A 24705-nucleotide genomic window follows, 5' to 3' on the forward strand; every position below is an offset into this window, starting at 1 on the left:
GCCTGAAAGCAAAGAGCGGGCCGTGTTCCGGTACCTACCGGACACGGCCCACTCTTTCGGCCCAGCGAGCGAAACCGCCCCTCGGCACAGGCTGTCTAGGCCTCGAGATCCTCGGAATCGTCCTCCAGGAGGCTCTTCTGCAGAACCGGCCCCTCACCAGGAGCAAGGCTGCTGAGGATCCGCTCAAGGTCCTCCATGGAGGCGAACTCGACGGTGATCTTGCCCTTCTTCTGCCCCAGGTCGACCTTCACGCGTGTCTCGAAACGGTCCGAGAGACGGGTCGCAAGGTCGGTCAGCGCCGGAGAGACTCGCGCGCCGGCCCGAGGGCCCTTGGACCGCTGAGCCGTCTGCGGCCGCGAACCCATCAGGGTCACGATCTCCTCGACGGCTCGCACGGACAGCCCCTCGGCCACGATCCGGTGGGCCAGCCGGTCCTGCTCCTCCGAGTCCTCGACGGAGAGCAGCGCCCTCGCATGACCGGCGGACAGGACCCCGGCAGCCACCCGACGCTGGACCGCCGGCGAGAGCTTCAGCAGCCGCAGCGTGTTGGAGACCTGGGGACGGGACCGACCGATCCGGTCGGCCAGCTGGTCGTGCGTGCAGTTGAAGTCCTTCAGAAGCTGGTCGTAGGCGGCAGCCTCTTCCAGCGGGTTCAGCTGCGCCCGGTGCAGGTTCTCCAGCAGGGCATCCAGGAGAAGCTTCTCGTCCTCCGTGGCCCGCACGATCGCCGGGATCGCGTCCAGGCCGGCCTCACGGCAGGCCCGCCAGCGCCGCTCGCCCATGATGAGCTCGTAGCGGGCAGGGCCCAACTGCCGTACGACAACCGGCTGGAGGAGACCCACTTCCTTGATAGAGGTGACGAGTTCCTGCAGCGCATCCTCGTCGAAGACCTCACGCGGCTGGCGCGGGTTCGGCGTGATCGCGTCGAGAGGAAGCTCCGCGAAGTGGGCGCCCACAGGAGACGCGGGCGCCTCCGCGACGCCGTTCAGCGACGGCTCCTCCGTTTCATGTGAAACAGGCGGCAGCGTTGTCACCTTCGCCGCGGCCACTCCCCGGTCGGTGGTCAGCACCGGGACCGCCGAAGGCGACGCAGAACCTGCGCCCCCCATCGCGGCCGGAGCCGGTGTCTTCTCCGTCGGGGCAGCAGGGATCAGCGCGCCGAGACCACGGCCCAAACCCCTCCGTCGCTCGCTCACTGAATCCCCTCCACCATGCTTCGATCACTCTGGGCGCCGATATGGGCATGCGGTGCGTCGTAGGACACACCCACACCCTTCAGCGCGATTTCTCGTGCCGCCTCAAGATAGGACAGGGCTCCGCTCGATCCTGGATCGTAGGTCAGCACCGTCTGCCCATAACTCGGAGCCTCGGAGATACGGACCGAGCGGGGAATGCTCGTCCGCAGCACCTCGTCACCGAAGTGGCTGCGCACCTCGTCCGCGACCTGGGACGCGAGGCGCGTCCTACCGTCGTACATGGTGAGCAGGATCGTCGATACATGCAGGGCGGGGTTGAGGTGCCCCCGCACCAGGTCGACGTTGCGCAACAACTGGCCCAGACCTTCCAGCGCGTAGTACTCGCACTGGATGGGGATGAGGACCTCTGCGCCGGCCACCAGCGCGTTGACCGTCAACAGGCCGAGCGATGGGGGACAGTCAATCAGGATGTAGTCCAGCGGCTGCTCATAGGCCTGGATGGCTCGCTGCAGTCGGCTCTCCCGTGCCACCAGGGACACCAGCTCGATCTCCGCACCGGCGAGATCGATCGTGGCGGGGGCACAGAAGAGACCCTCGACATCGGGGACCGGCTGGACGACCTCCGCGAGGGGCTTGCTTTCGACCAGGACGTCATAGATGGACGGGACTTCGGCGTGATGGTCGATCCCCAGCGCAGTGGATGCGTTGCCCTGAGGGTCGAGGTCGATCACCAGGACGCGGCCGCCGTGCAGGGCCAGGGAGGCGGCAAGATTGACCGTGGTCGTCGTCTTGCCGACACCGCCCTTCTGGTTGGCGACCACCATGACGCGTGTCTGCTCGGGCCGTGGCAGGCCCTCGCCTGCGCGGCCCAAAGCCTCCACCGCCAGTTGGGCAGCACGACCGATCGGAGTGTCGTCCATCGGAGGCGGTGTTTCACGTGAAACATCCTCCCCCATCGACTCGGTACGGGGACCGGGGACCGGATCGGTCATCGGTCCCGCGATGTTGGCGTCGGACCGCAAGGATTCACTCTCCTCGACTTCAGGCTCGCAATGAACAGAGCCTCCCATGTCTTCGGGGTCGTGAACCAGTGAGGCCTGTTGTTCTGTGGAGAAATCCACCTCTGTGGACAACTCGGCCCCCCTCACGGGGGACCGAATCTCTTCGGATACGGGTGCCTCTGCGAGTGAACCGAGAGGCTTACGGTCGCGGGGTTCGGCAGCGGCGCGGCCGCGGCTGATGATGCCGTGGAGCAGTGAGCGACGTTTCACGTGAAACACGATGCACAGCAGCGGTGGCCGAACTGTCGCGACACTCCGGCGTGCGTAGGTTTGGCAGCTTGTGTGGAGTACGTCTCGTCGTCAGGCCGGATCAGCGGCGCCGACGTGCTCGCCCCGCCCGTGCGGCCTTGGCCTTCTTCGCCGCGAAGCGGACACCGCCGGGGCTCTCCCCGACCTCGACCCGCACGACCGTGGACGGAGGGTCCACCACCCCTTCACCCACATGCAGGATGGACGTCTCCACCGCACCCAGCTTGCTGAGCGCCGTGGCCGCGCTCTGGAGTTCCTCCTCAGCGGTGTCGCCCTTGAGCGCAAGCATCTCCCCGTACGGCCGCAGCAGTGGAATGCCCCACGTGGCCAGCCGGTCCAGCGGAGCCACGGCCCGCGCCGTCACCACATGCACCGACGGCACCTTGCCCATGACCTCCTCGGCCCGGCCGCGGACGACCGTCACATGGTCCAGCCCGAGCAACTCCACGACCTCGGTGAGAAAGTTCGTACGCCGCAGCAGCGGTTCCAGCAGCGTGATCTTCAGGTCCTCGCGGACCAGCGCCAGGGGAATGCCCGGCAGGCCGGCACCCGAGCCGACATCGCAGACCGTCACGCCCTCGGGCACGACCTCGGAAAGCACCGCGCAGTTCAGCAGGTGCCGCTCCCACAGACGAGGCACCTCACGCGGGCCGATCAGACCGCGCTGCACACCCGCCTCAGCGAGCAGCTCCGCATAGCGGACCGCGTCCGCGAAGCGATCGCCGAACACCGCGCGCGCCTGCTCGGGCGCAGGGGGAAGCTCCGCTGCCTCCGTCACGGGGACCGTCCTTCCGTACCGCATCAGCGCACCGAGCGCCGAGACCACCAGAACTATCAGGCTGACAAAGCTCGGCCCCGCCTGCGCTACAGACGGGGCCGGAGGAACGTACGAACCAATCAGGCCGGGAGCACAACGACGAAGCGCTGCGGCTCCTCGCCCTCGGACTCGCTGCGCAGGCCCGCAGCCTTGACCGCGTCGTGCACGACCTTGCGCTCGAACGGCGTCATCGGCTTCATCTTCACGGGCTCGCCGGTGTTCCTGACCTCGGCGGCCGCCTTGGCGCCCAGCTCGGAGAGCTCGGCGCGCTTCTTTGCACGGTAGCCGCCGATGTCCAGCATCAGCCGGCTGCGGTCCCCGGTCTCCCGGTGCACCGCCAGGCGCGTGAGCTCCTGCAGCGCCTCAAGCACCTCACCGTCACGGCCGACCAGCTTCTGCAGGTCGCGGCTGCCCGCGTCGCTGATGATCGAGACAGCGGCGCGGTCGGCCTCGACGTCCATGTCGATGTCGCCGTCGAGATCGGCGATGTCCAGCAGACCCTCGAGGTAGTCCGCCGCGATCTCGCCCTCCTGCTCCAGGCGGGTAAGGGTGTCTGCACCCTCGGCAGCGGCGGAGGTGGTGCCTTCCGTCACGGGATGGGCTCCTTCTTACTTCTTGGACGGGGACTTGGGGCGCTGCGGGCCCTTGCGCTGCCCGGACTGGGCCTTGCTGCGGGTACCGCCGGCGGGCTTCGGCTCGGCCTTCTTCGCAGCGGCGGAGGGCTTGGCGTCCTCCGGCTCGTCGGACTTGCTCAGCGACGTCTTCGGCTCGGAGTCGCCGGGCACCTTCGCGCCGCCGGACTGACGCTGGGCCTTGCTCTGCCGCTTGGGCTGCTGGCGCCTGGGAGCGGCGGCGCCACCAGTGGTCGCCGTACCGTCCTCGGACTGGGCGGCGGCAGCGCTGTCGCTCTTCATCACGGTGCCGTCGGTCTGGGCAACGAGACCCGCCTTGTTCAGGGCGTTGATGAACTTGCGCTCGAACTCGTTGCGGTCACGCCCCTTGGCGACGATCGCCTTGACGATGGTCTTCTCGCTCCGGCGACGGACCTTGCCGTGGTGCGTGACGTGCTTGGTCAGGCGCTCCAGGTAGGCGGCCTGAGCCTTGGAACCCGGGGTCGGGTTGTTGTGGATGACGTACATCTGCTGGCCCATGGTCCACACGTTGGTGGTCAGCCAGTAGACGAGGACACCGACCGGGAAGTTGATGCCGAACACGGCGAACATGACCGGGAAGACGTACATCAGCATCTTCTGCTGCTGCATGAACGGCGTCTTCACCGTGGTGTCGACGTTCTTCGTCATCAGCTGGCGCTGCGTGTAGAACTGCGAGGCCGACATCAGGACGATCATGAGCGCGGTGACGACCCGCACGTCGGTGACCGTGGCGCCCAGGGCGTGGACGGTGTCGGCGCCGTCCTTGAACTTCGCGGCGAGCGGCGCCCCGAAGATGTGCGCCTTACGAGCGCTGGCCAGCAGCGAGTCGTTGATGACGCCGATGGTCTTGCCCGAGGCGATGCCGTTGAGCACGTGGTACAGGGCGAAGAAGAACGGAGACTGCGCCAGGATGGGAAGGCACGAGGAGAGCGGGTTGGTGCCCGTCTCCTTGTACAGCTTCATCATCTCTTCGGACTGGCGCTGCTTGTCGCTCTTGTAGCGTTCCTGGATCTTCTTCATCTCGGGCTGCAGCGTCTGCATCGCCCGGGTCGCCTTGATCTGCTTCACGAAGAGCGGGATCAGGCAGATACGGATCAGGATCACCAGGGACACGATGGACAGGCCCCAGGCCCATCCGGTGTCGGGACCGAAGATCTTCCCGTACACCGTGTGGAACTGGACGATGACCCATGAAACGGGTGTCGTGATGAAGCTGAAGAGGCTGGCAATCGTGTCCACTAATCATGCTCCTTGGGCATGGGACGAGGTCTCTGCGGCCGGGCTCGAAGGAAGATTCTCCTCGGTGGCCGGTTCGCCGGCGGAGGGCCCGCCCTTGCGTGCACGCCAGGCGCCACGCAGCATTTCGTGCCACCGCGGACGCTTGCGCGGCGGAACATGATCCACACCGCCCAGCGACCACGGATTGCACCGCAGGATGCGCCACGCGGTGAGCGCAGTGCCCTTGATCGCACCATGCCGGTCGATGGCCGTGTAGCCGTAGTGGGAACACGACGGGTAGTACTTGCACACCGGCCCGAGCAGCGGACTGATCGTCCACTGGTACAGCTTGATCAGAGCCAGCAGCGGGTACTTCATCGCGCGCCCCCTCCCAGCAGCCGCTCGATGGCGGCGTCCAGGTCTCGGGCCAGTTGTGCATGGTCGGCGTCGCCCGCACCGGGCAGCGCTCGTACGACTACCAGGCTACCGGGGGGCAACAGGGTGACTCGGTCACGCATCAGGTGGCGCAGTCTGCGCTTGACCTTGTTGCGTACCACCGCACCACCCACGGCTTTGCTCACGACGAAACCCGCACGCGTCGGGGGAGCGCTCTCCCCAGGCGCGTGCGGGTCCGTGGCACCGCTACGAAGATGGACGACGAGGGACGGGCGTCCGGCCCGGCGCCCTCGTCGTACCGCGGTCGCGAAGTCCTCGCGCCGCCTCAGCCGGTTCTCGGTGGGCAGCACGACGGCATGACCTGACCGGGATCAGGCGGACAGGCGGGCGCGACCCTTGCTACGGCGGGACGCGAGAATCGCGCGGCCGGCACGGGTGCGCATACGCAGCCGGAAGCCGTGGGTCTTGGCGCGACGACGGTTGTTCGGCTGGAAGGTGCGCTTGCTCACTCGGGGGCTCCAGAAATCAATCGGTAGTGGCGGGGTGCCGTCCTGGCTGTCACCGTGCGCCCACGAGTAGCTCGCAGTAACGCCCGAGTGCACCGCTTCCCGATCACCCAAATGATCTGTGCCCATCGGAGGCAGGCGGCAGCAGCCATCGACAACTCGACCTGGTTACGGTACGCGGGGCTACGCCATCCGGTCAAACCAGCGGTCACTGGGAGACACTATCCACAGCCTGGGGACAACAACTTGAACCGCACCCGTCGCCCTGACTACCGTGGCTGAACTCCGATTCGTTCCCTTGTACCTGCCCCACCCCATTTGAATCCCGACCCGTCCCACCATCACACGTTCGTGGGACCCGTGAGAGAGCGTGCCCTGTGGCTGACGTACCTGCCGATCTTGCCGCAGTGTGGCCACGAGTATTGGAACAACTTCTCGGCGACGCTCGAGGGCAGGGCGTAGAGACAAAGGACGAGCACTGGATCCGGCGCTGCCAGCCCCTCGCGCTGGTCGCCGACACCGCCCTGCTCGCGGTACCCAACGAGTTCGCGAAGGGCGTGCTAGAAGGCCGCCTCGCCCCCGTCGTCAGTGAATCCCTGAGCCGCGAGTGCGGCCGCCCGATCCGCATCGCGATCACCGTCGACGACTCCGCGGGCGAACCCCCCGCCCCGCCGGCGCCCCCCGCCCGCCCCCAGCCGCGCTACGAGGAGCCCGAGCTCCCCTCCGGGCAGTACGACGGCTACGGCCGCCACCGCGCCGACGACCACCGGGCGGGCCGCCCCGAGCAACTCCCCGGCGACCCGGGCGACCAGCTCCCCACCGCCCGCCCGGCCTACCCCTCGGAGTACCAGCGCCCGGAGCCCGGCGCCTGGCCGCGCCCGTCGCAGGACGAGTACAGCTGGCAGCAGCAGCGCCTCGGCTTCCCCGAGCGGGACCCGTACGCCTCGCCGCCGCAGGACTCCTACGGTTCACCGGCACAGGACTCGTACGCCCCTCCCTCCCAGGACTACCGCCCGCAGTCGATGGAGCGCCCGCCGTACGACGCGCAGCGGCCCGACTACGACCAGCCGCGCTCCGACTACGACCAGGCCCGCCCGGACTACGACCAGCGCGACACCCGCCGTGAGCTGCCCGAGCAGCCGTCCGGCGCCGGGCGCGTCCACCGGGGCGGCCCGGTCGGCTCCTCGCTGCCCGCCTCCAGCGGTGCCCCCGGCCCCCTGGCCGCGAAGCCCGCACCGGCCACCGGCCCCGGCGAGCCCACCGCCCGCCTGAACCCGAAGTACCTCTTCGACACGTTCGTCATCGGCGCCTCGAACCGCTTCGCGCACGCCGCCGCGGTCGCCGTCGCCGAGGCACCGGCAAAGGCGTACAACCCCCTGTTCATCTACGGGGAGTCGGGGCTCGGCAAGACGCACCTGCTGCACGCCATCGGGCACTACGCGCGCAGCCTCTACCCCGGCACGCGCGTGCGATATGTGAGCTCGGAGGAGTTCACCAACGAGTTCATCAACTCCATCCGGGACGGCAAGGGCGACAGCTTCCGCAAGCGCTACCGCGAGATGGACATCCTGCTCGTCGACGACATCCAGTTCCTCGCGGACAAGGAGTCGACGCAGGAGGAGTTCTTCCACACCTTCAACACGCTCCACAACGCCAACAAGCAGATCGTGCTCTCCAGCGACCGGCCGCCCAAGCAGCTGGTGACGCTGGAGGACCGGCTGCGGAACCGTTTCGAGTGGGGTCTGATCACCGACGTCCAGCCGCCCGAGCTGGAGACCCGCATCGCGATCCTGCGCAAGAAGGCGGTCCAGGAACAGCTCAACGCCCCGCCGGAGGTACTGGAGTTCATCGCCTCCCGCATCTCGCGCAACATCCGCGAACTGGAGGGCGCGCTGATCCGCGTGACGGCGTTCGCGTCGCTCAACCGGCAGCCGGTCGATCTCGGGCTGACCGAGATCGTGCTGAAGGATCTGATCCCCGGGGGTCAGGACTCCACGCCTGAGATCAGCGCGACGGCGATCATGGCAGCGACCGCGGACTACTTCGGGCTCACCGTCGAGGACCTGTGCGGGAGCTCGCGCGGGCGACAGCTCGTCACGGCACGCCAGATCGCCATGTACCTGTGCCGGGAGCTGACGGATCTGTCGCTGCCGAAGATCGGAGCGCAGTTCGGCAACCGGGACCATACGACCGTGATGCACGCCGACCGGAAGATCCGGGCGTTGATGGCGGAGCGGCGGTCGATCTACAACCAGGTGACGGAGCTGACGAACCGCATCAAGAACGGGTAACGGTCCGGGCGGCGATTCTGGGGCGTTCGGGGCGTCCTGGGGAGAGATCCCCAGGACGCCTTTCGGCATTCCGGGGTGGCTTCGGTCGATTCCGCTGCGGGGGCGGAGGCGGCTTGGTCGCGGCCGCGCGGCGGAGCCCTGTGTCCCCCTGTCCGGGGCCTTGGACAGGCGGCTGAAGCCTGGCAACGCCGCAGCCAGTACCAAATTCCGGCCAGGGCCGACACCCCACCCTCGAACAGGGCGAGGTCCTGCGTCCGGCCGCTGCAGGCCGGGGAGCTCGGTGAGGGATCGTCGCGCCACGCGGCGGAGCCTCGTATCAACACAGAGCTGTTCGAATACCGGCCGGGTTACGGCCGTCCTCCACAGATTTGCCCACTTTCTCGCGTCCACACCCTGGGGACGTTGAAGTTGTCCCAAAGCTCGTCCACAGGCTGGGGGTTGAAACGGCATCAGGGCAGCTCAGGTGCCTGTGGAACAGTGGACGAAGGCTCTCCACAGACTGTGGACGACGAGATGATCCACAAGCTGTGCACGAAGTTGTCCACCGGCAACCCACAGGCTGGGCTCGGCTGTCCCCAGCAAACACCACCTTCTCCACAGCGCTGTCCACTGTTCGGCAACGTGACGCGCCTGATCACCGCGTCGAGTGAAAGGCGTCACACGAAGGTGCCGGGTTGGGCTGTGGGCAACGTGGGTAAAGCTGGGGACGGCGCTGGGGAGAACTCGCCTCAGGCTGTGCACGGGGTGTGCAGAACTTTCCGTTCTCCACAGATCTGCAGAGTTGTCCACCGACTCCGCCCACAGGGCCCGTGGACAAAATCTCGCCTCTGAGCTGGGAAAACAGGGTTATCCACGGTTTCCACAGGCCCTACTACTACTCCCGACTAGAGAGAGCGAGAAGTTGGTTTCGAAGGGGGTCCTGTGCACAACTCGCCGTCCGGCTCCCGGCTGCCCCTCGTCACGACTTGACCCCGAGAGGCACCTACTGTCAGTGCCGTGCGTCAGACTGTTCCCCGGTGTCCTTCCCATCGCAGGGACCGACGACACCGAGACAGACGACGAAGCCAGGCAGGCCGAGAAGCGCCGGCAACAGCAGGAGGCGGCAACAGTGAAGATCCGGGTGGAACGCGACGTACTCGCGGAGGCAGTTGCCTGGGCGGCGCGCAGCCTCCCGGCCCGTCCGCCGGCGCCTGTCCTCGCCGGCCTCCTGCTGAAGGCCGAGGACGGCGCTCTGAGCCTGTCCAGCTTCGACTACGAGGTCTCCGCGCGCGTGTCCGTGGAGGCGGAGGTCGAGGAGGAGGGCACCGTCCTCGTCTCCGGCCGGCTGCTCGCCGACATCTCCCGCGCCCTCCCCAACCGTCCGGTGGAGATTTCCACAGACGGTGTACGGGCGACCGTGGTCTGCGGGTCCTCCCGATTCACACTCCACACCCTGCCTGTGGAGGAGTACCCGGCGCTGCCGCAGATGCCGAACGCCACCGGCACCGTCCCCGGTGAGGTCTTCGCCTCCGCCGCCGCCCAGGTGGCCATCGCGGCTGGCCGTGACGACACGCTGCCCGTCCTCACCGGTGTGCGCATCGAGATCGAGGGCGACACCGTCACCCTGGCCTCCACCGACCGCTACCGCTTCGCGGTCCGCGAGTTCCTGTGGAAGCCGGAGAACCCCGAGGCCTCCGCGGTCGCCCTGGTGCCCGCCAAGACGCTCCTGGACACCGCCAAGGCCCTCACGAGCGGCGACAGCGTGATCCTGGCGCTGTCCGGCTCGGGCGCGGGCGAGGGGCTGATCGGTTTCGAGGGCGCCGGGCGGCGCACCACCACCCGCCTCCTCGAGGGCGACCTCCCGAAGTACCGCACGCTGTTCCCGACGGAGTTCAACACCGTTGCCGTCATCGAGACCGCCCCCTTCGTGGAGGCCGTCAAGCGTGTGGCCCTGGTCGCCGAGCGCAACACCCCGGTGCGGCTGAGCTTCGAGCAGGGCGTGCTGATCCTGGAGGCCGGCTCCAGTGACGATGCACAGGCTGTGGAACGTGTGGACGCGCAGCTGGAGGGCGACGACATCTCGATCGCCTTCAACCCGACGTTCCTCCTGGACGGCCTGAGCGCCATCGACTCGCCGGTGGCGCAGCTGTCGTTCACGACGTCCACCAAGCCCGCGCTGCTCAGCGGCAAGCCGGCGCTGGATGCCGAGGCGGACGAGGCCTACAAGTACCTGATCATGCCTGTGCGGCTCAGCGGCTGATCGCTCTCCTCAGGGAATCCGCAGGTCGGGGCGTACTTATGAGCGGGTATGCCCACAGGTGTGCGCGAGCGTCCGGGTTTAGGCTCGGACGCAGGTACGAACGTGCCCCACATGCCACACAGCAACCTAAGGAACAACTGATGGAGCTCGGTCTCGTCGGCCTCGGCAAGATGGGCGGCAACATGCGCGAGCGGATACGCCGCGCAGGCCACACCGTGATCGGATTCGACCGCAACCCGGACCTTGCCGATGTCCACAGCCTGGAAGAGCTTGTGGGCAAGCTCAGCGGGCCCCGCGTGGTCTGGGTGATGGTCCCGGCCGGAGCGCCCACCCAGTCGACGATCGACGAGCTGGCCGAGCTCCTGGAGCCGGGAGACGTCGTCGTGGACGGCGGCAACTCCCGCTGGACGGACGACGAGCGGCACGCCGAGGAACTGGCGGCCAAGGGCATCGGCTTCGTCGACTGCGGGGTCTCCGGCGGCGTCTGGGGCCTGGAGAACGGCTATGCGCTGATGTACGGCGGTGACGCGGAGAACGTCGCCAAGGTGCAGCCGGTCTTCGACGCGCTGAAGCCCGAGGGGACGTTCGGCTCGGTGCACGCCGGCAAGGTCGGTGCGGGGCACTTCGCGAAGATGGTCCACAACGGCATCGAGTACGCGATGATGCAGGCCTACGCCGAGGGCTGGGAGCTGCTGGAGAAGGTCGACTCGGTCACGGATGTGCGCGAGGTCTTCCGGTCCTGGCAGGAGGGCACGGTCATCCGTTCCTGGCTGCTGGACCTCGCGGTGAACGCCCTCGACGAGGACGAGCACCTGGACAGGCTGAAAGGTTTTGCCCAGGACTCCGGCGAGGGACGCTGGACTGTGGAAGCCGCCATCGACAACGCCGTGCCGCTGCCCGCGATCACGGCCTCCCTCTTCGCGCGGTTCGCGTCGCGTCAGGAGGACTCTCCGCAGATGAAGATGATCGCGGCGCTGCGGAACCAGTTCGGCGGCCACGCGGTCGAGAAGAAGTAATCCACAGGGCTGTTGAAAAGTCAGCCCGCAACCTGGGGGAGGTCGGCGACCGACCATGCACGTCACGCACCTGTCGCTGGCCGACTTCCGCTCGTACGCCCGGGTCGAGGTCCCGCTCGACCCGGGCGTCACCGCCTTCGTCGGCCCGAACGGGCAGGGCAAGACGAACCTCGTCGAGGCCGTCGGATATCTCGCCACCCTCGGCAGTCATCGGGTGGCCTCCGACGCCCCGCTGGTGCGCATGGGTGCGGATCGCGCGGTCATCCGGGCGCAGGTCAAGCAGGGCGAGCGGCAGCAGCTGATCGAGCTGGAGCTGAACCCCGGCAAGGCCAACCGCGCCCGCATCAACAGGTCCTCGCAGGTCAGGCCACGTGATGTGCTGGGCATCGTACGAACCGTGCTGTTCGCGCCCGAGGATCTTTCCCTGGTCAAGGGCGACCCCGGTGAGCGGCGTCGTTTCCTCGACGAGCTGATCACCGCGCGTTCCCCGCGCATGGCCGGCGTGCGCTCCGACTACGAGCGGGTCCTGAAGCAGCGCAACACGCTCCTGAAGTCGGCCGCGCTGGCCCGCCGCCACGGCGGCCGCTCCATGGACCTGTCCACGCTCGACGTCTGGGACCAGCATCTCGCGCGCGCGGGGGCCGAGTTGCTCGCCCAGCGGCTGGACCTGGTCGCGGCGATCCAGCCGCTGGCCGACAAGGCGTACGAGCAGTTGGCGCCGGGAGGCGGCCCGGTCGGCCTGGAGTACAAGCCGTCCGCGCCCGGTGAGGCCCATACCCGCGAGGACCTCTACGAGCAGCTGATGGGGGCGCTCGCCGAGGCGCGCAAGCAGGAGATCGAGCGGGGCGTCACCCTCGTGGGACCCCATCGGGACGATCTGCTTCTCAAACTCGGTCAGCTGCCCGCCAAGGGGTACGCCTCCCACGGGGAGTCCTGGTCGTATGCCCTGGCGTTGCGCCTGGCCTCGTACGACCTGCTGCGGGCCGAGGGCAACGAGCCGGTGCTGGTCCTCGACGATGTCTTCGCGGAACTCGACACCCGCCGCCGGGAGCGCCTGGCGGAGCTGGTCGCGCCCGGTGAACAGGTGCTGGTGACGGCCGCGGTCGACGACGACGTACCGCACGTACTGACCGGGACGCGGTACTCGGTGTCCGACGGGACGGTGGAGCGCGCATGACGGACGAAGAGCCCGCGCCCAAGAAGGCCCCCGAGCCGTCCGGCGTCGACCTCGCGCGTGTGGCGCTGAGGGCGGCGAAGGAGCAGGCACGCGCGCGTGGGGACGCGGCGCAGCAGAAGAAGCAGGCGCGGCGCGGTGGTCTGCGCTCCGGCGCGCGCGCTGACGGGCGCGACCCCATGGCGCTCGGTGCTGCGATCAACCGGCTCATCACCGAGCGCGGTTGGGAGACACCGGCGGCGGTGGGCGGGGTGATGGGCCGCTGGCCGCAGATCGTCGGCGAGGACGTGGCCAAGCACTGCGAGCCGGAGAAGTACGACGAGGACGAGCGTGTCCTGGTGGTGCGCTGCGATTCGACGGCCTGGGCGACGAATCTGCGCCTGCTCGCCCCGACGCTCGTGGCCCGTCTCAACGAGGACCTCGGCCACGGCGCGGTGAAGATGATCAAGGTGAAAGGCCCCGGTGGTCCCGCCCGTCGCTACGGTCCCCTGCGTGCCCCTGGCAGCACGGGCCCCGGCGACACGTATGGGTGACAGACCTCACATCTGCAGGCCGTCGACGGTCCGGTCGTGGCGTCGGCGGCCTCCGCGTCGTGCCACCGCACACGGTTGCGAATTGCGAGCTGACTCCCAAGTAGCCAAGGGTTGACAGTCGGAAGCGCTGAGTGCCTCTGTGAGCCTCTTGGAGCCCTGCTCCGTATATGGGGACCCGGCAGACGCCGGTTCAGGGCGCCACATGAGGACTCAGGTACCGGCAAACCCCCATCACTGTCGGCGCTACCGGTAGACTGGAAGCCAATCCCGCCCCAGTCGTGGGGACGTCCGGGAAAAGCTGAGCAACGCTGAACAAGGCTTACCAACGCAACATGCCGCAGCCGCTCCGGCAACCCGCCGACGAGCCCGGCTCGTGCTGTGCCAGAAAGGGCGCTTCGTGGCCGATTCCGGCAACCCCAACGAGAACATCCCGTCCACCGACGCCGGCGAGAACGGCGCGGTGACCTCGTCGAACGGCGAGGTCACCGCCTCGTACGACGCCAGCGCCATCACCGTCCTCGAGGGGCTGGACGCGGTCCGCAAGCGCCCCGGTATGTACATCGGCTCGACCGGTGAGCGAGGGCTGCACCACCTCGTGTACGAGGTCGTCGACAACTCCGTCGACGAGGCACTGGCCGGCCACGCGGACACCATCGACGTGACGATCCTCGCCGACGGCGGTGTCCGCGTCGTCGACAACGGCCGTGGCATCCCGGTGGGCATCGTCCCCTCCGAGAACAAGCCGGCCGTCGAGGTCGTGCTGACCGTTCTGCACGCGGGCGGCAAGTTCGGCGGTGGCGGCTACGCGGTCTCCGGTGGTCTGCACGGCGTCGGCGTCTCCGTGGTGAACGCGCTGTCCTCGAAGGTCGCGGTCGAGGTCAGGACCGACGGTCACCGCTGGACGCAGGACTACAAGATGGGCGTCCCCACGGCGCCGCTCGCCAAGCACGAGGCCACCGAGGAGACCGGCACGTCGGTCACCTTCTGGGCCGACGCCGACATCTTCGAGACCACCGACTACTCCTTCGAGACGCTCTCGCGGCGCTTCCAGGAGATGGCGTTCCTCAACAAGGGTTTGACGATCAAACTCACTGATGAGCGCGAGTCGGCGAAGGCCACCTCCGGCGCGGACGAGGCGGGTGCCGACGAGACCGCCGAGGTCAAGCACGTCACGTACCACTACGAGGGCGGCATCGTCGACTTCGTGAAGTACCTCAACTCCCGCAAGGGCGACGTGGTGCACCCGACGGTGATCGACCTCGAGGCGGAGGACAAGGAGAAGAGCCTCTCCCTCGAAGTCGCGATGCAGTGGAACAGCGGTTACAGCGAGGGCGTGTACTCCTTCGCCAACATCATCCACACGCACGAGGGCGGTACGCACGAGGAGGGCTTCCGCGCGGCGCTCACCAACCTGATCAACAAGTACGCGCGCGACAAGAAGCTGCTGCGCGAGAAGGACGACAACCTCACGGGTGACGACATCCGCGAGGGTCTGACGGCGATCATCTCGGTGAAGCTGAGCGAGCCGCAGTTCGAGGGCCAGACCAAGACCAAGCTGGGCAACACGGAGGCGAAGACCTTCGTCCAGAAGGCGGTCTACGAGCACCTCAACGACTGGCTGGACCGCAACCCGAACGAGGCGGCGGACATCATCCGCAAGGGCATCCAGGCGGCCACCGCGCGCGTGGCGGCCCGCAAGGCCCGTGACCTGACGCGTCGTAAGGGCCTGCTGGAGTCGGCGTCCCTGCCGGGCAAGCTCTCCGACTGCCAGTCGAACGACCCGACCAAGTGCGAGATCTTCATCGTCGAGGGTGACTCCGCCGGCGGCTCGGCCAAGTCCGGCCGCAACCCGCAGTACCAGGCGATCCTCCCGATCCGCGGAAAGATCCTCAACGTCGAGAAGGCCAGGATCGACAAGATCCTGCAGAACCAGGAGATCCAGGCGCTGATCTCGGCCTTCGGCACGGGCGTGCACGAGGACTTCGACATCGAGAAGCTCCGCTATCACAAGATCATCCTGATGGCGGACGCCGACGTCGACGGCCAGCACATCAACACCCTGCTGCTGACCTTCCTGTTCCGCTTCATGCGGCCGCTGGTCGAGGCCGGGCACGTGTTCCTGTCGCGTCCCCCGCTCTACAAGATCAAGTGGGGCCGGGACGACACCGAGTACGCGTACTCGGACCGCGAGCGCGACGCGCTGCTCGAGCTGGGCCGCCAGCGCGGCAAGCGGGTGCGCGAGGACTCCATCCAGCGCTTCAAGGGCCTCGGCGAGATGAACGCCGAGGAGCTGCGCATCACGACGATGGACCAGGAGCACCGGGTGCTCGGCCAGGTCACCCTGGACGACGCCGCGCAGGCCGACGACCTGTTCTCGGTCCTGATGGGCGAGGACGTCGAGGCGCGCCGCCAGTTCATCCAGCGCAACGCCAAGGACGTCCGCTTCCTCGACATCTGAGTCGGTCTCAGCTGACCGCACCAGGAAGGATCTTCACCAGCAATGGCCGACGAGAACACCCCCCTCACGCCTGAAGAGGGCGGCGACATCGCCCAGCGTGTCGAGCCCGTCGGGCTCGAGACGGAGATGCAGCGCTCGTACCTCGACTACGCGATGTCCGTCATCGTCTCGCGTGCGCTGCCCGACGTCCGGGACGGCCTCAAGCCCGTCCACCGCCGCGTCCTGTACGCCATGTACGACGGCGGCTACCGCCCCGAGCGCGGCTTCTACAAGTGCGCCCGTGTCGTCGGCGACGTCATGGGCAACTACCACCCGCACGGCGACTCCTCGATCTACGACGCGCTGGTCCGCCTCGCGCAGCCGTGGTCGATGCGGATGCCGCTCGTCGACTCCAACGGCAACTTCGGCTCTCCGGGCAACGACCCGGCGGCGGCCATGCGCTACACCGAGTGCAAGATGGCGCCGCTGTCGATGGAGATGGTCCGTGACATCGACGAGGAGACCGTCGACTTCACGGACAACTACGACGGCCGCTCCCAGGAGCCGACCGTCCTGCCGGCCCGCTTCCCGAACCTGCTGATCAACGGCTCGGCCGGTATCGCGGTCGGCATGGCGACGAACATCCCGCCGCACAACCTGCGCGAGGTCGCGGCCGGCGCCCAGTGGTACCTGGAGAACCCGGACGCCTCGCACGAGGAGCTCCTGGACGCCCTCATCGAGCGCATCAAGGGCCCGGACTTCCCGACGGGGGCGCTCGTCGTCGGCCGCAAGGGCATCGAGGAGGCCTACCGCACCGGCCGCGGCTCCATCACGATGCGCGCGGTCGTCGAGGTCGAGGAGATCCAGAACCGCCAGTGCCTGGTGGTCACGGAGCTGCCGTACCAGGTCAACCCCGACAACCTGGCGCAGAAGATCGCCGACCTGGTGAAGGACGGCAAGATCGGCGGCATCGCGGACGTCCGCGACGAGACCAGCTCCCGAACCGGCCAGCGGCTGGTCATCGTGCTCAAGCGGGACGCGGTCGCCAAGGTCGTCCTGAACAACCTGTACAAGCACACGGACCTGCAGACCAACTTCGGCGCCAACATGCTGGCGCTGGTGGACGGCGTCCCGCGCACGCTCTCCCTGGACGCGTTCATCCGCCACTGGGTGACGCACCAGATCGAGGTCATCGTCCGCCGTACGCGCTTCCGCCTGCGCAAGGCCGAGGAGCGGGCGCACATCCTGCGCGGCCTGCTGAAGGCCCTGGACGCCATCGACGAGGTCATCGCGCTGATCCGGCGCAGCGACACCGTCGAGATCGCGCGCGCGGGCCTGATGGAGCTCCTGGAGATCGACGAGATCCAGGCGAACGCCATCCTCGAGATGCAGCTGCGCCGACTGGCCGCCCTGGAGCGCCGGAAGATCATCCAGGAGCACGACGAGCTCCAGGCGAAGATCACCGAGTACAACGAGATCCTCGCCTCCCCGGTCCGCCAGCGCGGCATCGTCAGCGAGGAACTCGCCGCGATCGTCGAGAAGTACGGCGACGACCGCAAGACGATGCTGGTGCCCTTCGACGGTGACATGTCCATCGAGGACCTGATCGCCGAAGAGGACATCGTCGTCACCATCACGCGCGGCGGCTACATCAAGCGCACCAAGACGGAGGACTACCGCTCGCAGAAGCGGGGCGGCAAGGGCGTACGCGGCACGAAGCTGAAGCAGGACGACATCGTCGACCACTTCTTCGTGTCGACCACGCACCACTGGCTGCTGTTCTTCACCAACAAGGGCCGCGTCTACCGTGCGAAGGCCTACGAGCTTCCGGACGCCGGCCGTGAGGCGCGCGGCCAGCACGTGGCGAACTTGCTCGCCTTCCAGCCGGACGAGGCGATCGCCGAGATCCTCGCGATCCGCGACTACGAGGCGGCGCCGTACCTGGTCCTCGCCACCAAGGGCGGCCTGGTCAAGAAGACGCCGCTGAAGGATTACGATTCACCCCGCTCCGGCGGTGTGATCGCGATCAACCTCCGGGAGACGGAGGACGGTTCGGACGACGAACTGATCGGAGCCGAACTCGTTTCGCCCGATGACGATCTGCTTCTGATCAGCAAGAAGGCGCAGTCGATCAGGTTCACTGCCACGGACGAGAGCCTGCGGCCCATGGGCCGTGCCACCTCCGGTGTCAAGGGCATGAGTTTCCGTGAGGGCGATGAACTTCTGTCGATGAATGTTGTTCGACCCGGTACGTTCGTGTTCACTGCTACGGACGGTGGGTACGCGAAGCGGACTGCCGTCGACGAGTACCGCGTCCAGGGGCGCGGCGGCCTCGGTATCAAGGCTGCCAAGATCGTGGAGGACCGCGGTTCGCTGGTCGGCGCGCTGGTGGTCGAGGAGACCGACGAGATCCTCGCCATCACGCTGTCGGGCGGTGTGATTCGTACGCGAGTCAACGAGGTCAGGGAGACGGGCCGTGACACCATGGGCGTCCAACTGATCAACCTGGGCAAGCGCGATGCCGTCGTCGGTATCGCTCGTAACGCCGAGGCGGGACGCGAGGCGGAGGAGGTCGACGGCGATGTGGCCGTCGACGAGACCGCCGAAGGTGCCGCGACCACCGGCACGGACGAGGGTGAGGCGCCCTCGGACGAGTAGCACGAGGAGTGAGTCATCGTGAGCGGAGCCACGGGCGCCGGATCGGCCGCTACCCCCACGGGTACGGAATCGGACGGAGGCGGCCGTGGCTCCGCCGCGCGTGCGACGGATCCGCACACGACCCAACTGCGCAAGATCGACGCAGCCGAGACCGACTCGCCCTCGTCGGAGACTCATGGATCCCAGGGGGGAGCTGTGACGGAAGCCCGAGGACCGCAGACGCAGCCGCAGAAGCCCGGGGCGGCTCCCCCCGCCCAGCCGCAGCCGCAGCAGCCTCCGGCCCGGCCCGCATCGCCCCAGACGGCCTCTCCGCTCCCCGGTGAGCGGCAGCCGCAGCAGCCCGCCGGGCCCTACCACCCGCCGCAGGCCTACCAGAACCAGACCCAGGCGCCCGCCCCGTCACCGGCCGGTGCCGTACGGCGGCCGCGCACCGGCGCGCGCACCACGCCCCGCATCCGCAAGGCACGCCTGCGCGTGGCGAAGGCCGATCCGTGGTCGGTCATGAAAGTGAGCTTCCTGCTCTCCATCGCGCTGGGCATCTGCACGATCGTCGCGTCGGCGGTCCTGTGGATGGTCATGGACGCGATGGGTGTCTTCTCGACGGTCGGCGGCACGATCTCGGAAGCCACCGGATCCAACGAGTCGAACGGCTTCGACCTGCAGTCGTTCCTGTCGCTCCCGCATGTCCTGATGTTCACCTCGATCATCGCGGTCATCGACGTCGTCCTCGCGACGGCTCTCGCGACCCTCGGCGCGTTCATCTACAACCTCTCCGCGGGCTTCGTCGGCGGCATCGAGCTGACGCTCGCCGAGGACGAGTGACACCCACCCTCGAACGTCGCTCGAACCCCTGCCGCCGGCCCCGCCCCCGTCACTGGGACAACCGATTTTGGGACTGCCCACGTCGTGCGCTAATCTTCAGGGGTCAGCGCGCGGGACACACACCGCAGAGCGCGGCGGGGCTATAGCTCAGTTGGTTAGAGCGCATCCCTGATAAGGATGAGGCCACAGGTTCAAATCCTGTTAGCCCCACCAGCACGAAGACCCCCGGTCCACTCGGATCGGGGGTCTTTGACATCACCGGTTGACATCAGCCGATGAGCGAATCTTCCAGAAGCTCGGAGAGCAGGTCGACGGCGGACGGGATGGGAGCTGGGGGCAGTGGTGGGTGCAGGAGAGATGTAGAACCTTTGGTTCCAGGCTGACTCGGGCTCCAGGGACGAAACTCGATTGCCATTCCTCCCAGGCGTCAGGTGATACTCACCCATGAGCAGATTCGCCGAGGTCATCGTGTTGGCTAGCGGCGCAGAAGAGATCATGGAACCGCTGACCCAGCCGGACGACAGTCGTGAGTGGGCTGGCCAATTCACCGATATCGGGCATGGCATGTTCGGCGGCTGGGCCATCGAGTTCGTGCGACGAAGTCGTTGGACCGGACTGCTGAAACACCTCGAGTCGCTGCCATGGCCATCGCCACACTCCGTACAGGTGCTGATCCACGACGAGGAAGATGACTGCTTCGGTCTGTGGATGATGCACGATGGCCGACTCATGGAAGTGCCGCTGCCGCACACCCGCCGCTACTTCTGGCCAGACCACTACACAGGCAACGTCGATCCGGACTCCCCAGGGATTCTGATCCGTACGGACAGGCCCGGTGGCCCTCCCGAAGATGACTGACTGCCGATTTCACAAGGTCGCGACGCCATATCGGCGGCGACAGGCCGGAGTACGGTGAGTCGAGTCTGTCAAGAGCGCCAAGACTTCTGACACCAGCGGCTGACACCAACAAGGGCGGACAGCGGCGGTCGTCGTGGAACGTCGGCAGACAGTCAGTCGAGGCCCGCAGCGAGTTGCCAGACGTTCACAGGACCCCGTGATCGACCTGATACGGATGAGGCAACAGGTTCAAATCCTGTGAGCCCCACCAGCACGAAGACGCCCGGTCCACAGGGCTGGGGGCCTTTGCGCTCTCAGCGCGTTACGGTCACCAGTCCGAGGACCATCAACGCGACTCCCATGAGTCCGAACTGGAGTCTCATGCGTTCAAGGCTCTTCCAGGGCGACCCCCATCGCGTCCTGTAACGCGCCGAAAAGGTCACCTCTGCCCACTCCCACACCCGGACGTCCACGCCGCGACAGCCGCAGGCCACCACTATGAACGCGCCGCCCGCGATCAGTGCGAGCACTCCACGGAGAAGCACGCCTTTACCCTCGTCTCATGACCGGCGTCACCGTCGCGGCATTGTCGCAGGGGCGCAGAAGGACGAAGAAGACCCCCAACCGATACCGGTTGGGGGTCTTCTTCAGGGGCGGTTCGGGTACGCAAGTTCGCCGTTACGCCGGGTTGCAGGGGCGATGTCTCACAGCTGGAGGGGAGTGGCCGGCTCGGAGAGGTCCGTGCCCGCCTCCACTTCCGTGAGGGGGCTGTGGCGGCAACTGGGGGACTTTCCGTGAGCCTCGGCGTGGATGCGCTGTTTCATCGTGGGGGGCAGGGCCCTGGCGTAGGTCCAGGACCACTGGGTTGCCGTCGGGATCGTCACCGGCGCGCTGCAGTTGCCGGTCGCCTCGGTCTGCGGTACTGCCGCGGAGGCGGTCGTCGTGATGAGTCCGAGCGTCGTGCACAGCGCCAGGAAGGCGGTGACGAGGACGTTCCACAGCTTCATGACCGGGTTCTGGGCCATGGCCCCTCACTTTCGGGTCGGGCGATTTGCGTACTTTCCTCATGATGTGTATCGGGGCCGCGAAGTGGTGGACCTACGCCCGTGGCGCGGCGATGTTCAGATGAACAACACCCGGATGGGCGCAAACCGCTCGTAAATAGGAGAATGAAGAGCAAAGTAACCGTCCGTGGGGATGTGATCACCCTCAGATCGGAGCGGTGACCTCCGGTTCTACTGCGGTGCGCCGGAGGGGAGTTGAGGGCCCACGCAGGTCACCGATCGGTATCGGTCGGTGTGTATAGTCGGGCGCCAGAAGTCCCCTACGTCAAGGAAAGACGAGGTCGCGCGGTGAAGAAGCTTCTCCTGGTCGCACTGGCCGCCATCGGCGGGCTCCTCGTGTACCGCCAGATCCAGGCGGATCGCGCCGAGCAGGATCTGTGGACGGAGGCGACCGACTCCGTGCCCACGGGTTCGTGAGTATCGACAACCGAATCTGAACAGACCCCGGCCGTCCTCGCGGTCGGGGTTTTGTGTTGCCCGGATGAGGCCCGGCCTCGCGGGGCAGGATGGGCCACGGTCCAGAGGTTCGGACGACGACGAGGGGTGGCGCGTGATGGGGCGGCGTACGGCGTGGTGGCGCGCGGGGGCATGGCGCGGGCGTCCCTCGGCACGCGCGCGCGTGGCGGCCGTTGCAGCGGTGCTGTGCACGGCAGCGGCGGCGCCCTGGCCGGCTGCCGCCGCGGCGGCAGCCGAAACCCCGGGCACCGGCGCCTCCGCCTCCTCGTACGCCTTTGCGGAGGACGCACAGCCTGTGGACGGCGCGAAAGCAACCACGGGCGCCGAGCTGCTCGAAGCCGGCCGGACCTACCGCAGCTCCCTCCCCAGGGACGCGGAGCTCTACTACCGCCTTCATCTCGACGCCGCGTCCAACGCGTACGTCTCCGTCACCGCCGTCCCCCGCGCGGACGCCACGCTCTCCATCACCGACGGCATCAGGGTGTCGGTGCAGGACGCCGACAACCACACCTGCTCCAACGAACGCGCCCGCTTCGGCGCCGCCAAGAGCCCGCACCCCATCACGGCATGGGGCGCACGGACCACCTCCCCGGCCGCCCCCCTCTGCCAGGGCGCCGGCACCTACTACGTCGTCGTCGAACGCACCGGTACGGCGGACTCCTCGCCCGGCGCCTGGGACCTGGAGCTCACCACCACCACCGAACCGCGCCTGAAGCAGGCCGGTGCGACAAGCCCGCCCGAGGTGTGGAACTCCGCCTCACCCACCCCCGTCTCGGGCGCGGTCGAGCACAGCCAGGGCGGCGCGGGCTTCTCCCGGGCGGTCTCCGTGGGACAGGGCGTCTGGAGCGCCGACATCGCTCCCGGGCAGACGCTCTTCTACAAGGTCCCGGTCGGCTGGGGCCGGCAGCCGTCCGCCACGGCCGAACTCAGCGGCGCGAACGGCGACGGCCACGGCTACGCCATCGACGCCCTGGCCCTCACGCTCTACAACCCCGTCCGCGCGGAAGTGGAGGACGCGAGCACCGGCTACGACGGCAAGCAGAAATCGGCCTCCCTCGCCGCGGTGCCTGCCGTCGACTACAGCAACCGCTACGCCATTCCCGACCGGGTGAACGGAATGCGGTTCGCCGGCTCGTACTACCTGGTGGTGCACCTCGCCGCGGGAGTGGCCCCAAAGTTCGGCGACGGGCCCTTCAGGCTGACGCTGCGCATCGGGATCGACGGCTCGGCGCAGGACGGCCCCGGCTACGAGGGGCAGTCCGTGCCGGGAAACGTCTTCGAGGTCAGCGCGCAGGACCGGCAGGCAGCCGCCGAGGGCGTGACCCCGGACGCCCACGCCAGGATGAAGGCCGTCGCCGCGGGCGGGATCGGAGCGGGCACCGTCGTGCTCGTCGTGCTCGGGGTGTGGACGGTCGCGGCCCGGCGCAGAGCACGGGCCTGGTGAGGCCCACGGCCTGGCGTGCGGCAGAGGCCCGGTGAGGTCCTGCCGGCCTCGGACCGGGAGCCGGCGGCCAGTTCTTCAGATCCGGGTCAGCGCCCAGAACCCCACGGCGTAGCAGGCCAGCGCAAGAAGCAGGAGCGGGATCGCCACCTTGGCGGGCGGGCCCGGACGGCGTGCGGGGCGGGCGCGATGGCTGCGGCGCGTCGTCTCCCGCGGGATTGCCTGCACGGGAGGCGGAACCTGAGGGGCCTGGGCGGTGTACGAAACAGTAGAGACATCAGCGCGCCGGTACGGCGTCGAGGCCTGGGCCCGGGCCGGGTTCAGCGGCGTGTGCGACTGGAGGGAGGGCAGTACATGCGTGGGGTCATCGGGGGAGGCGTAGGCGGGCTGGTGGTGGCTGTCCTGGTCGTGGTGCGCCTGTACGGGGTGCGCCTGTGTGGGGGGCGTCGGCAGCTGTGGAGCGGGAGTCCGGGCGAAGGAGGCGGTGGCCTGCGGGGGCGGCAGATGGAAGCTGCCGGTGTCCGACATGCTGGGCGGCTGCGTGGGGACGGACGGCTCCGGCTGGTGCCCGGGCCCCTGACGCGGGTCGGGCCGTGGTGTCGCGCCCGTGGACGCCACGGCTTCAGCGTCCGACGCGGACGACACGGAGGACGCCTCTGTCTCGACAGACCGCTCAACGGGCCGCGAAAAGGCCTCACTTACACCGGTTCCGTCCGTGTCGGCCTCCCTCTTCGCCTCCACTCCCGGTGCGGCCTTGAGAGGTCCCGAGGGGGCGAATCCCGGTGGGAGCGGGCCGAGTTGGTCGAAGACTTCGATCAACTCGTCTTCGGGGCCGGGTTCCGGCAACAACTCCCTGGCAGAGGCGAGCGCCTTGCGTGCCCCTGTGGCGGTACGGAACCGCGCCTGCGGGTCGGGCTGCAACAGCGTCGCCACAACCTCCCACAGTGGCTCGGGAATGCCCTTGGGCGCGCTCGGCGTCCCGTGCGCCGCGAAGTACTGGATGAGCGCCTTGGCGTCCGGCTTGGCACCCTCCAGCAGATACAACGCGACCAGGCCCACCGCGAACAGATCGGCGGGGAAGTCCGGTTCCGAGCCCATCATCTGCTCCGGCGCCAGATAACCCGGCGTCCCCACCACGAGATTGGTCTCCGTCAGACGCGGTTCACCCAACCGCATCGCGATGCCGAAATCGGACAACCGCAGCCGCGGCCGGCCCGTGCCGGTGGCTTCCAGCAGAACATTGGCCGGCTTGATGTCGCGGTGCACCACACCCTCCGCATGCACCGCGGCCAGCCCCGAAAGCAGCTGGTCCAGCAAGGTGCACACGAAGGCCGGCGGCAGCGGACCGTAGTCCCCGACCAGATGAACCAGCGAACCACCGGCGACGAGATCCATGGTGAACAGGACCTTGTCGTCGTCGGCGGCCCAGCTGGCCGGCGCCAGCACATGGGGGTGATCGATACGCAGAGCCTGCTCGCGGACGAAACGCAGCAGAGAGTGCGCGTCGCGCTGCTGCAGCACCTTGGCGGCCACATAGCGACGGCGGCGGTGGTCCCAGGCGCGCCAGACAGCGCCGACCCCTCCGCGCCCGATCGGGTCGACCAGTTCATACCGGCCGGCGAAGACCTCACCCATGGCTGT

At 68.0% G+C, this 24705-nt stretch carries 21 protein-coding genes and 1 tRNA gene; 12 read left to right on the forward strand and 10 right to left on the reverse strand.

Annotated features, from left to right (window positions below):
- Window positions 1-95: 95 nt before the first annotated feature.
- From ACIBW9_RS13390 to rpmH, 8 genes are all read right to left on the reverse strand, one after another.
- Window positions 96-1196 carry a ParB/RepB/Spo0J family partition protein gene (locus ACIBW9_RS13390; protein ID WP_398954390.1) on the reverse strand — a complete coding sequence of 367 codons (1101 nt, stop codon included), beginning with the start codon at window positions 1194-1196 and terminating at the stop codon, window positions 96-98.
- On the reverse strand, window positions 1193-2266 hold the full coding sequence (locus ACIBW9_RS13395; RefSeq protein WP_389073371.1) for a ParA family protein: 1074 nt from the start codon (window positions 2264-2266) through the stop codon (window positions 1193-1195). The genes ACIBW9_RS13390 and ACIBW9_RS13395 overlap by 4 nt, the downstream gene beginning before the upstream one ends.
- A gap of 301 nt (window positions 2267-2567) precedes the next feature.
- Complete coding sequence (rsmG, locus tag ACIBW9_RS13400; protein ID WP_398954392.1) at window positions 2568-3284, reverse strand: 16S rRNA (guanine(527)-N(7))-methyltransferase RsmG; 717 nt, start codon at window positions 3282-3284, stop codon at window positions 2568-2570.
- Between the two features lie 119 nt (window positions 3285-3403).
- Complete coding sequence (locus tag ACIBW9_RS13405; RefSeq protein WP_351473061.1) at window positions 3404-3916, reverse strand: R3H domain-containing nucleic acid-binding protein; 513 nt, start codon at window positions 3914-3916, stop codon at window positions 3404-3406.
- A 15-nt stretch (window positions 3917-3931) separates the two neighbouring features.
- Window positions 3932-5215 carry a membrane protein insertase YidC gene (yidC, locus tag ACIBW9_RS13410; protein ID WP_398954395.1) on the reverse strand — a complete coding sequence of 428 codons (1284 nt, stop codon included), beginning with the start codon at window positions 5213-5215 and terminating at the stop codon, window positions 3932-3934.
- Window positions 5216-5218: 3 nt separating this feature from the next.
- Window positions 5219-5572, reverse strand: coding sequence for a membrane protein insertion efficiency factor YidD (gene yidD, locus ACIBW9_RS13415; RefSeq protein WP_266957591.1), 354 nt, complete (start codon window positions 5570-5572; stop codon window positions 5219-5221).
- Window positions 5569-5940, reverse strand: a complete 372-nt coding sequence (gene rnpA / locus ACIBW9_RS13420; protein WP_389072841.1) for a ribonuclease P protein component — start codon at window positions 5938-5940, stop codon at window positions 5569-5571. Before rnpA ends, yidD begins: the two co-directional genes overlap by 4 nt.
- A 21-nt stretch (window positions 5941-5961) precedes the next feature.
- A complete protein-coding gene (rpmH, locus tag ACIBW9_RS13425) occupies window positions 5962-6099 on the reverse strand; it encodes a 50S ribosomal protein L34 (protein WP_003956500.1) in 138 nt (45 codons plus the stop codon).
- Window positions 6100-6473: 374 nt separating this feature from the next.
- Here rpmH and dnaA point away from each other — a divergent pair, with 374 nt between their 5' ends.
- From dnaA to ACIBW9_RS13475, 10 genes are all read left to right on the forward strand, one after another.
- Window positions 6474-8387: a chromosomal replication initiator protein DnaA gene (gene dnaA / locus ACIBW9_RS13430; protein ID WP_398954397.1), complete on the forward strand. Its 1914-nt coding sequence runs from the start codon at window positions 6474-6476 to the stop codon at window positions 8385-8387.
- A gap of 1108 nt (window positions 8388-9495) precedes the next feature.
- Window positions 9496-10626 (forward strand): DNA polymerase III subunit beta, encoded by a 1131-nt coding sequence (dnaN, locus tag ACIBW9_RS13435; RefSeq protein WP_030938963.1) that lies wholly within the window; start codon window positions 9496-9498, stop codon window positions 10624-10626.
- A 140-nt stretch (window positions 10627-10766) separates the two neighbouring features.
- A complete protein-coding gene (gene gnd / locus ACIBW9_RS13440; protein WP_398954400.1) occupies window positions 10767-11642 on the forward strand; it encodes a phosphogluconate dehydrogenase (NAD(+)-dependent, decarboxylating) in 876 nt (291 codons plus the stop codon).
- A 55-nt stretch (window positions 11643-11697) separates the two neighbouring features.
- Window positions 11698-12819 carry a DNA replication/repair protein RecF gene (recF, locus tag ACIBW9_RS13445; protein ID WP_398954402.1) on the forward strand — a complete coding sequence of 374 codons (1122 nt, stop codon included), beginning with the start codon at window positions 11698-11700 and terminating at the stop codon, window positions 12817-12819.
- On the forward strand, window positions 12816-13349 hold the full coding sequence (locus ACIBW9_RS13450) for a DUF721 domain-containing protein (protein ID WP_398954404.1): 534 nt from the start codon (window positions 12816-12818) through the stop codon (window positions 13347-13349). Before recF ends, ACIBW9_RS13450 begins: the two co-directional genes overlap by 4 nt.
- 373 nt (window positions 13350-13722) lie before the next feature.
- Entirely contained in the window at window positions 13723-15807 is a 2085-nt protein-coding gene (gene gyrB, locus ACIBW9_RS13455; protein WP_398954406.1) for a DNA topoisomerase (ATP-hydrolyzing) subunit B, read from the forward strand.
- Between the two features lie 42 nt (window positions 15808-15849).
- Window positions 15850-18444 carry a DNA gyrase subunit A gene (gene gyrA / locus ACIBW9_RS13460; RefSeq protein ID WP_398954408.1) on the forward strand — a complete coding sequence of 865 codons (2595 nt, stop codon included), beginning with the start codon at window positions 15850-15852 and terminating at the stop codon, window positions 18442-18444.
- Between the two features lie 18 nt (window positions 18445-18462).
- The gene (locus ACIBW9_RS13465; RefSeq protein WP_398954412.1) at window positions 18463-19266 is read left to right on the forward strand and encodes a DUF3566 domain-containing protein; all 804 of its coding nucleotides are present in this window, start codon (window positions 18463-18465) and stop codon (window positions 19264-19266) included.
- Between the two features lie 136 nt (window positions 19267-19402).
- Window positions 19403-19479, forward strand: a tRNA-Ile gene (locus ACIBW9_RS13470).
- Between the two features lie 231 nt (window positions 19480-19710).
- Window positions 19711-20124 (forward strand): hypothetical protein, encoded by a 414-nt coding sequence (locus ACIBW9_RS13475; protein WP_398954414.1) that lies wholly within the window; start codon window positions 19711-19713, stop codon window positions 20122-20124.
- Window positions 20125-20807: 683 nt separating this feature from the next.
- Here the strand turns inward: ACIBW9_RS13475 and ACIBW9_RS13480 are convergent.
- A complete protein-coding gene (locus ACIBW9_RS13480; protein ID WP_398954416.1) occupies window positions 20808-21128 on the reverse strand; it encodes a DUF6344 domain-containing protein in 321 nt (106 codons plus the stop codon).
- Window positions 21129-21455: 327 nt separating this feature from the next.
- On the opposite strand from ACIBW9_RS13480, the gene ACIBW9_RS13485 reads away from it, so the two are divergent.
- The gene (locus ACIBW9_RS13485) at window positions 21456-21584 is read left to right on the forward strand and encodes a DLW-39 family protein (protein WP_003999697.1); all 129 of its coding nucleotides are present in this window, start codon (window positions 21456-21458) and stop codon (window positions 21582-21584) included.
- A 136-nt stretch (window positions 21585-21720) separates the two neighbouring features.
- Window positions 21721-23067, forward strand: coding sequence for a hypothetical protein (locus ACIBW9_RS13490; protein WP_398954419.1), 1347 nt, complete (start codon window positions 21721-21723; stop codon window positions 23065-23067).
- A gap of 75 nt (window positions 23068-23142) precedes the next feature.
- Here the strand turns inward: ACIBW9_RS13490 and ACIBW9_RS13495 are convergent, their stop codons facing one another.
- On the reverse strand, window positions 23143-24699 hold the full coding sequence (locus ACIBW9_RS13495) for a protein kinase (RefSeq protein ID WP_398954421.1): 1557 nt from the start codon (window positions 24697-24699) through the stop codon (window positions 23143-23145).
- Window positions 24700-24705: the final 6 nt, after the last annotated feature.

This window comes from Streptomyces sp. NPDC049541, assembly GCF_044465725.1.
GTDB lineage: Bacteria > Actinomycetota > Actinomycetes > Streptomycetales > Streptomycetaceae > Streptomyces.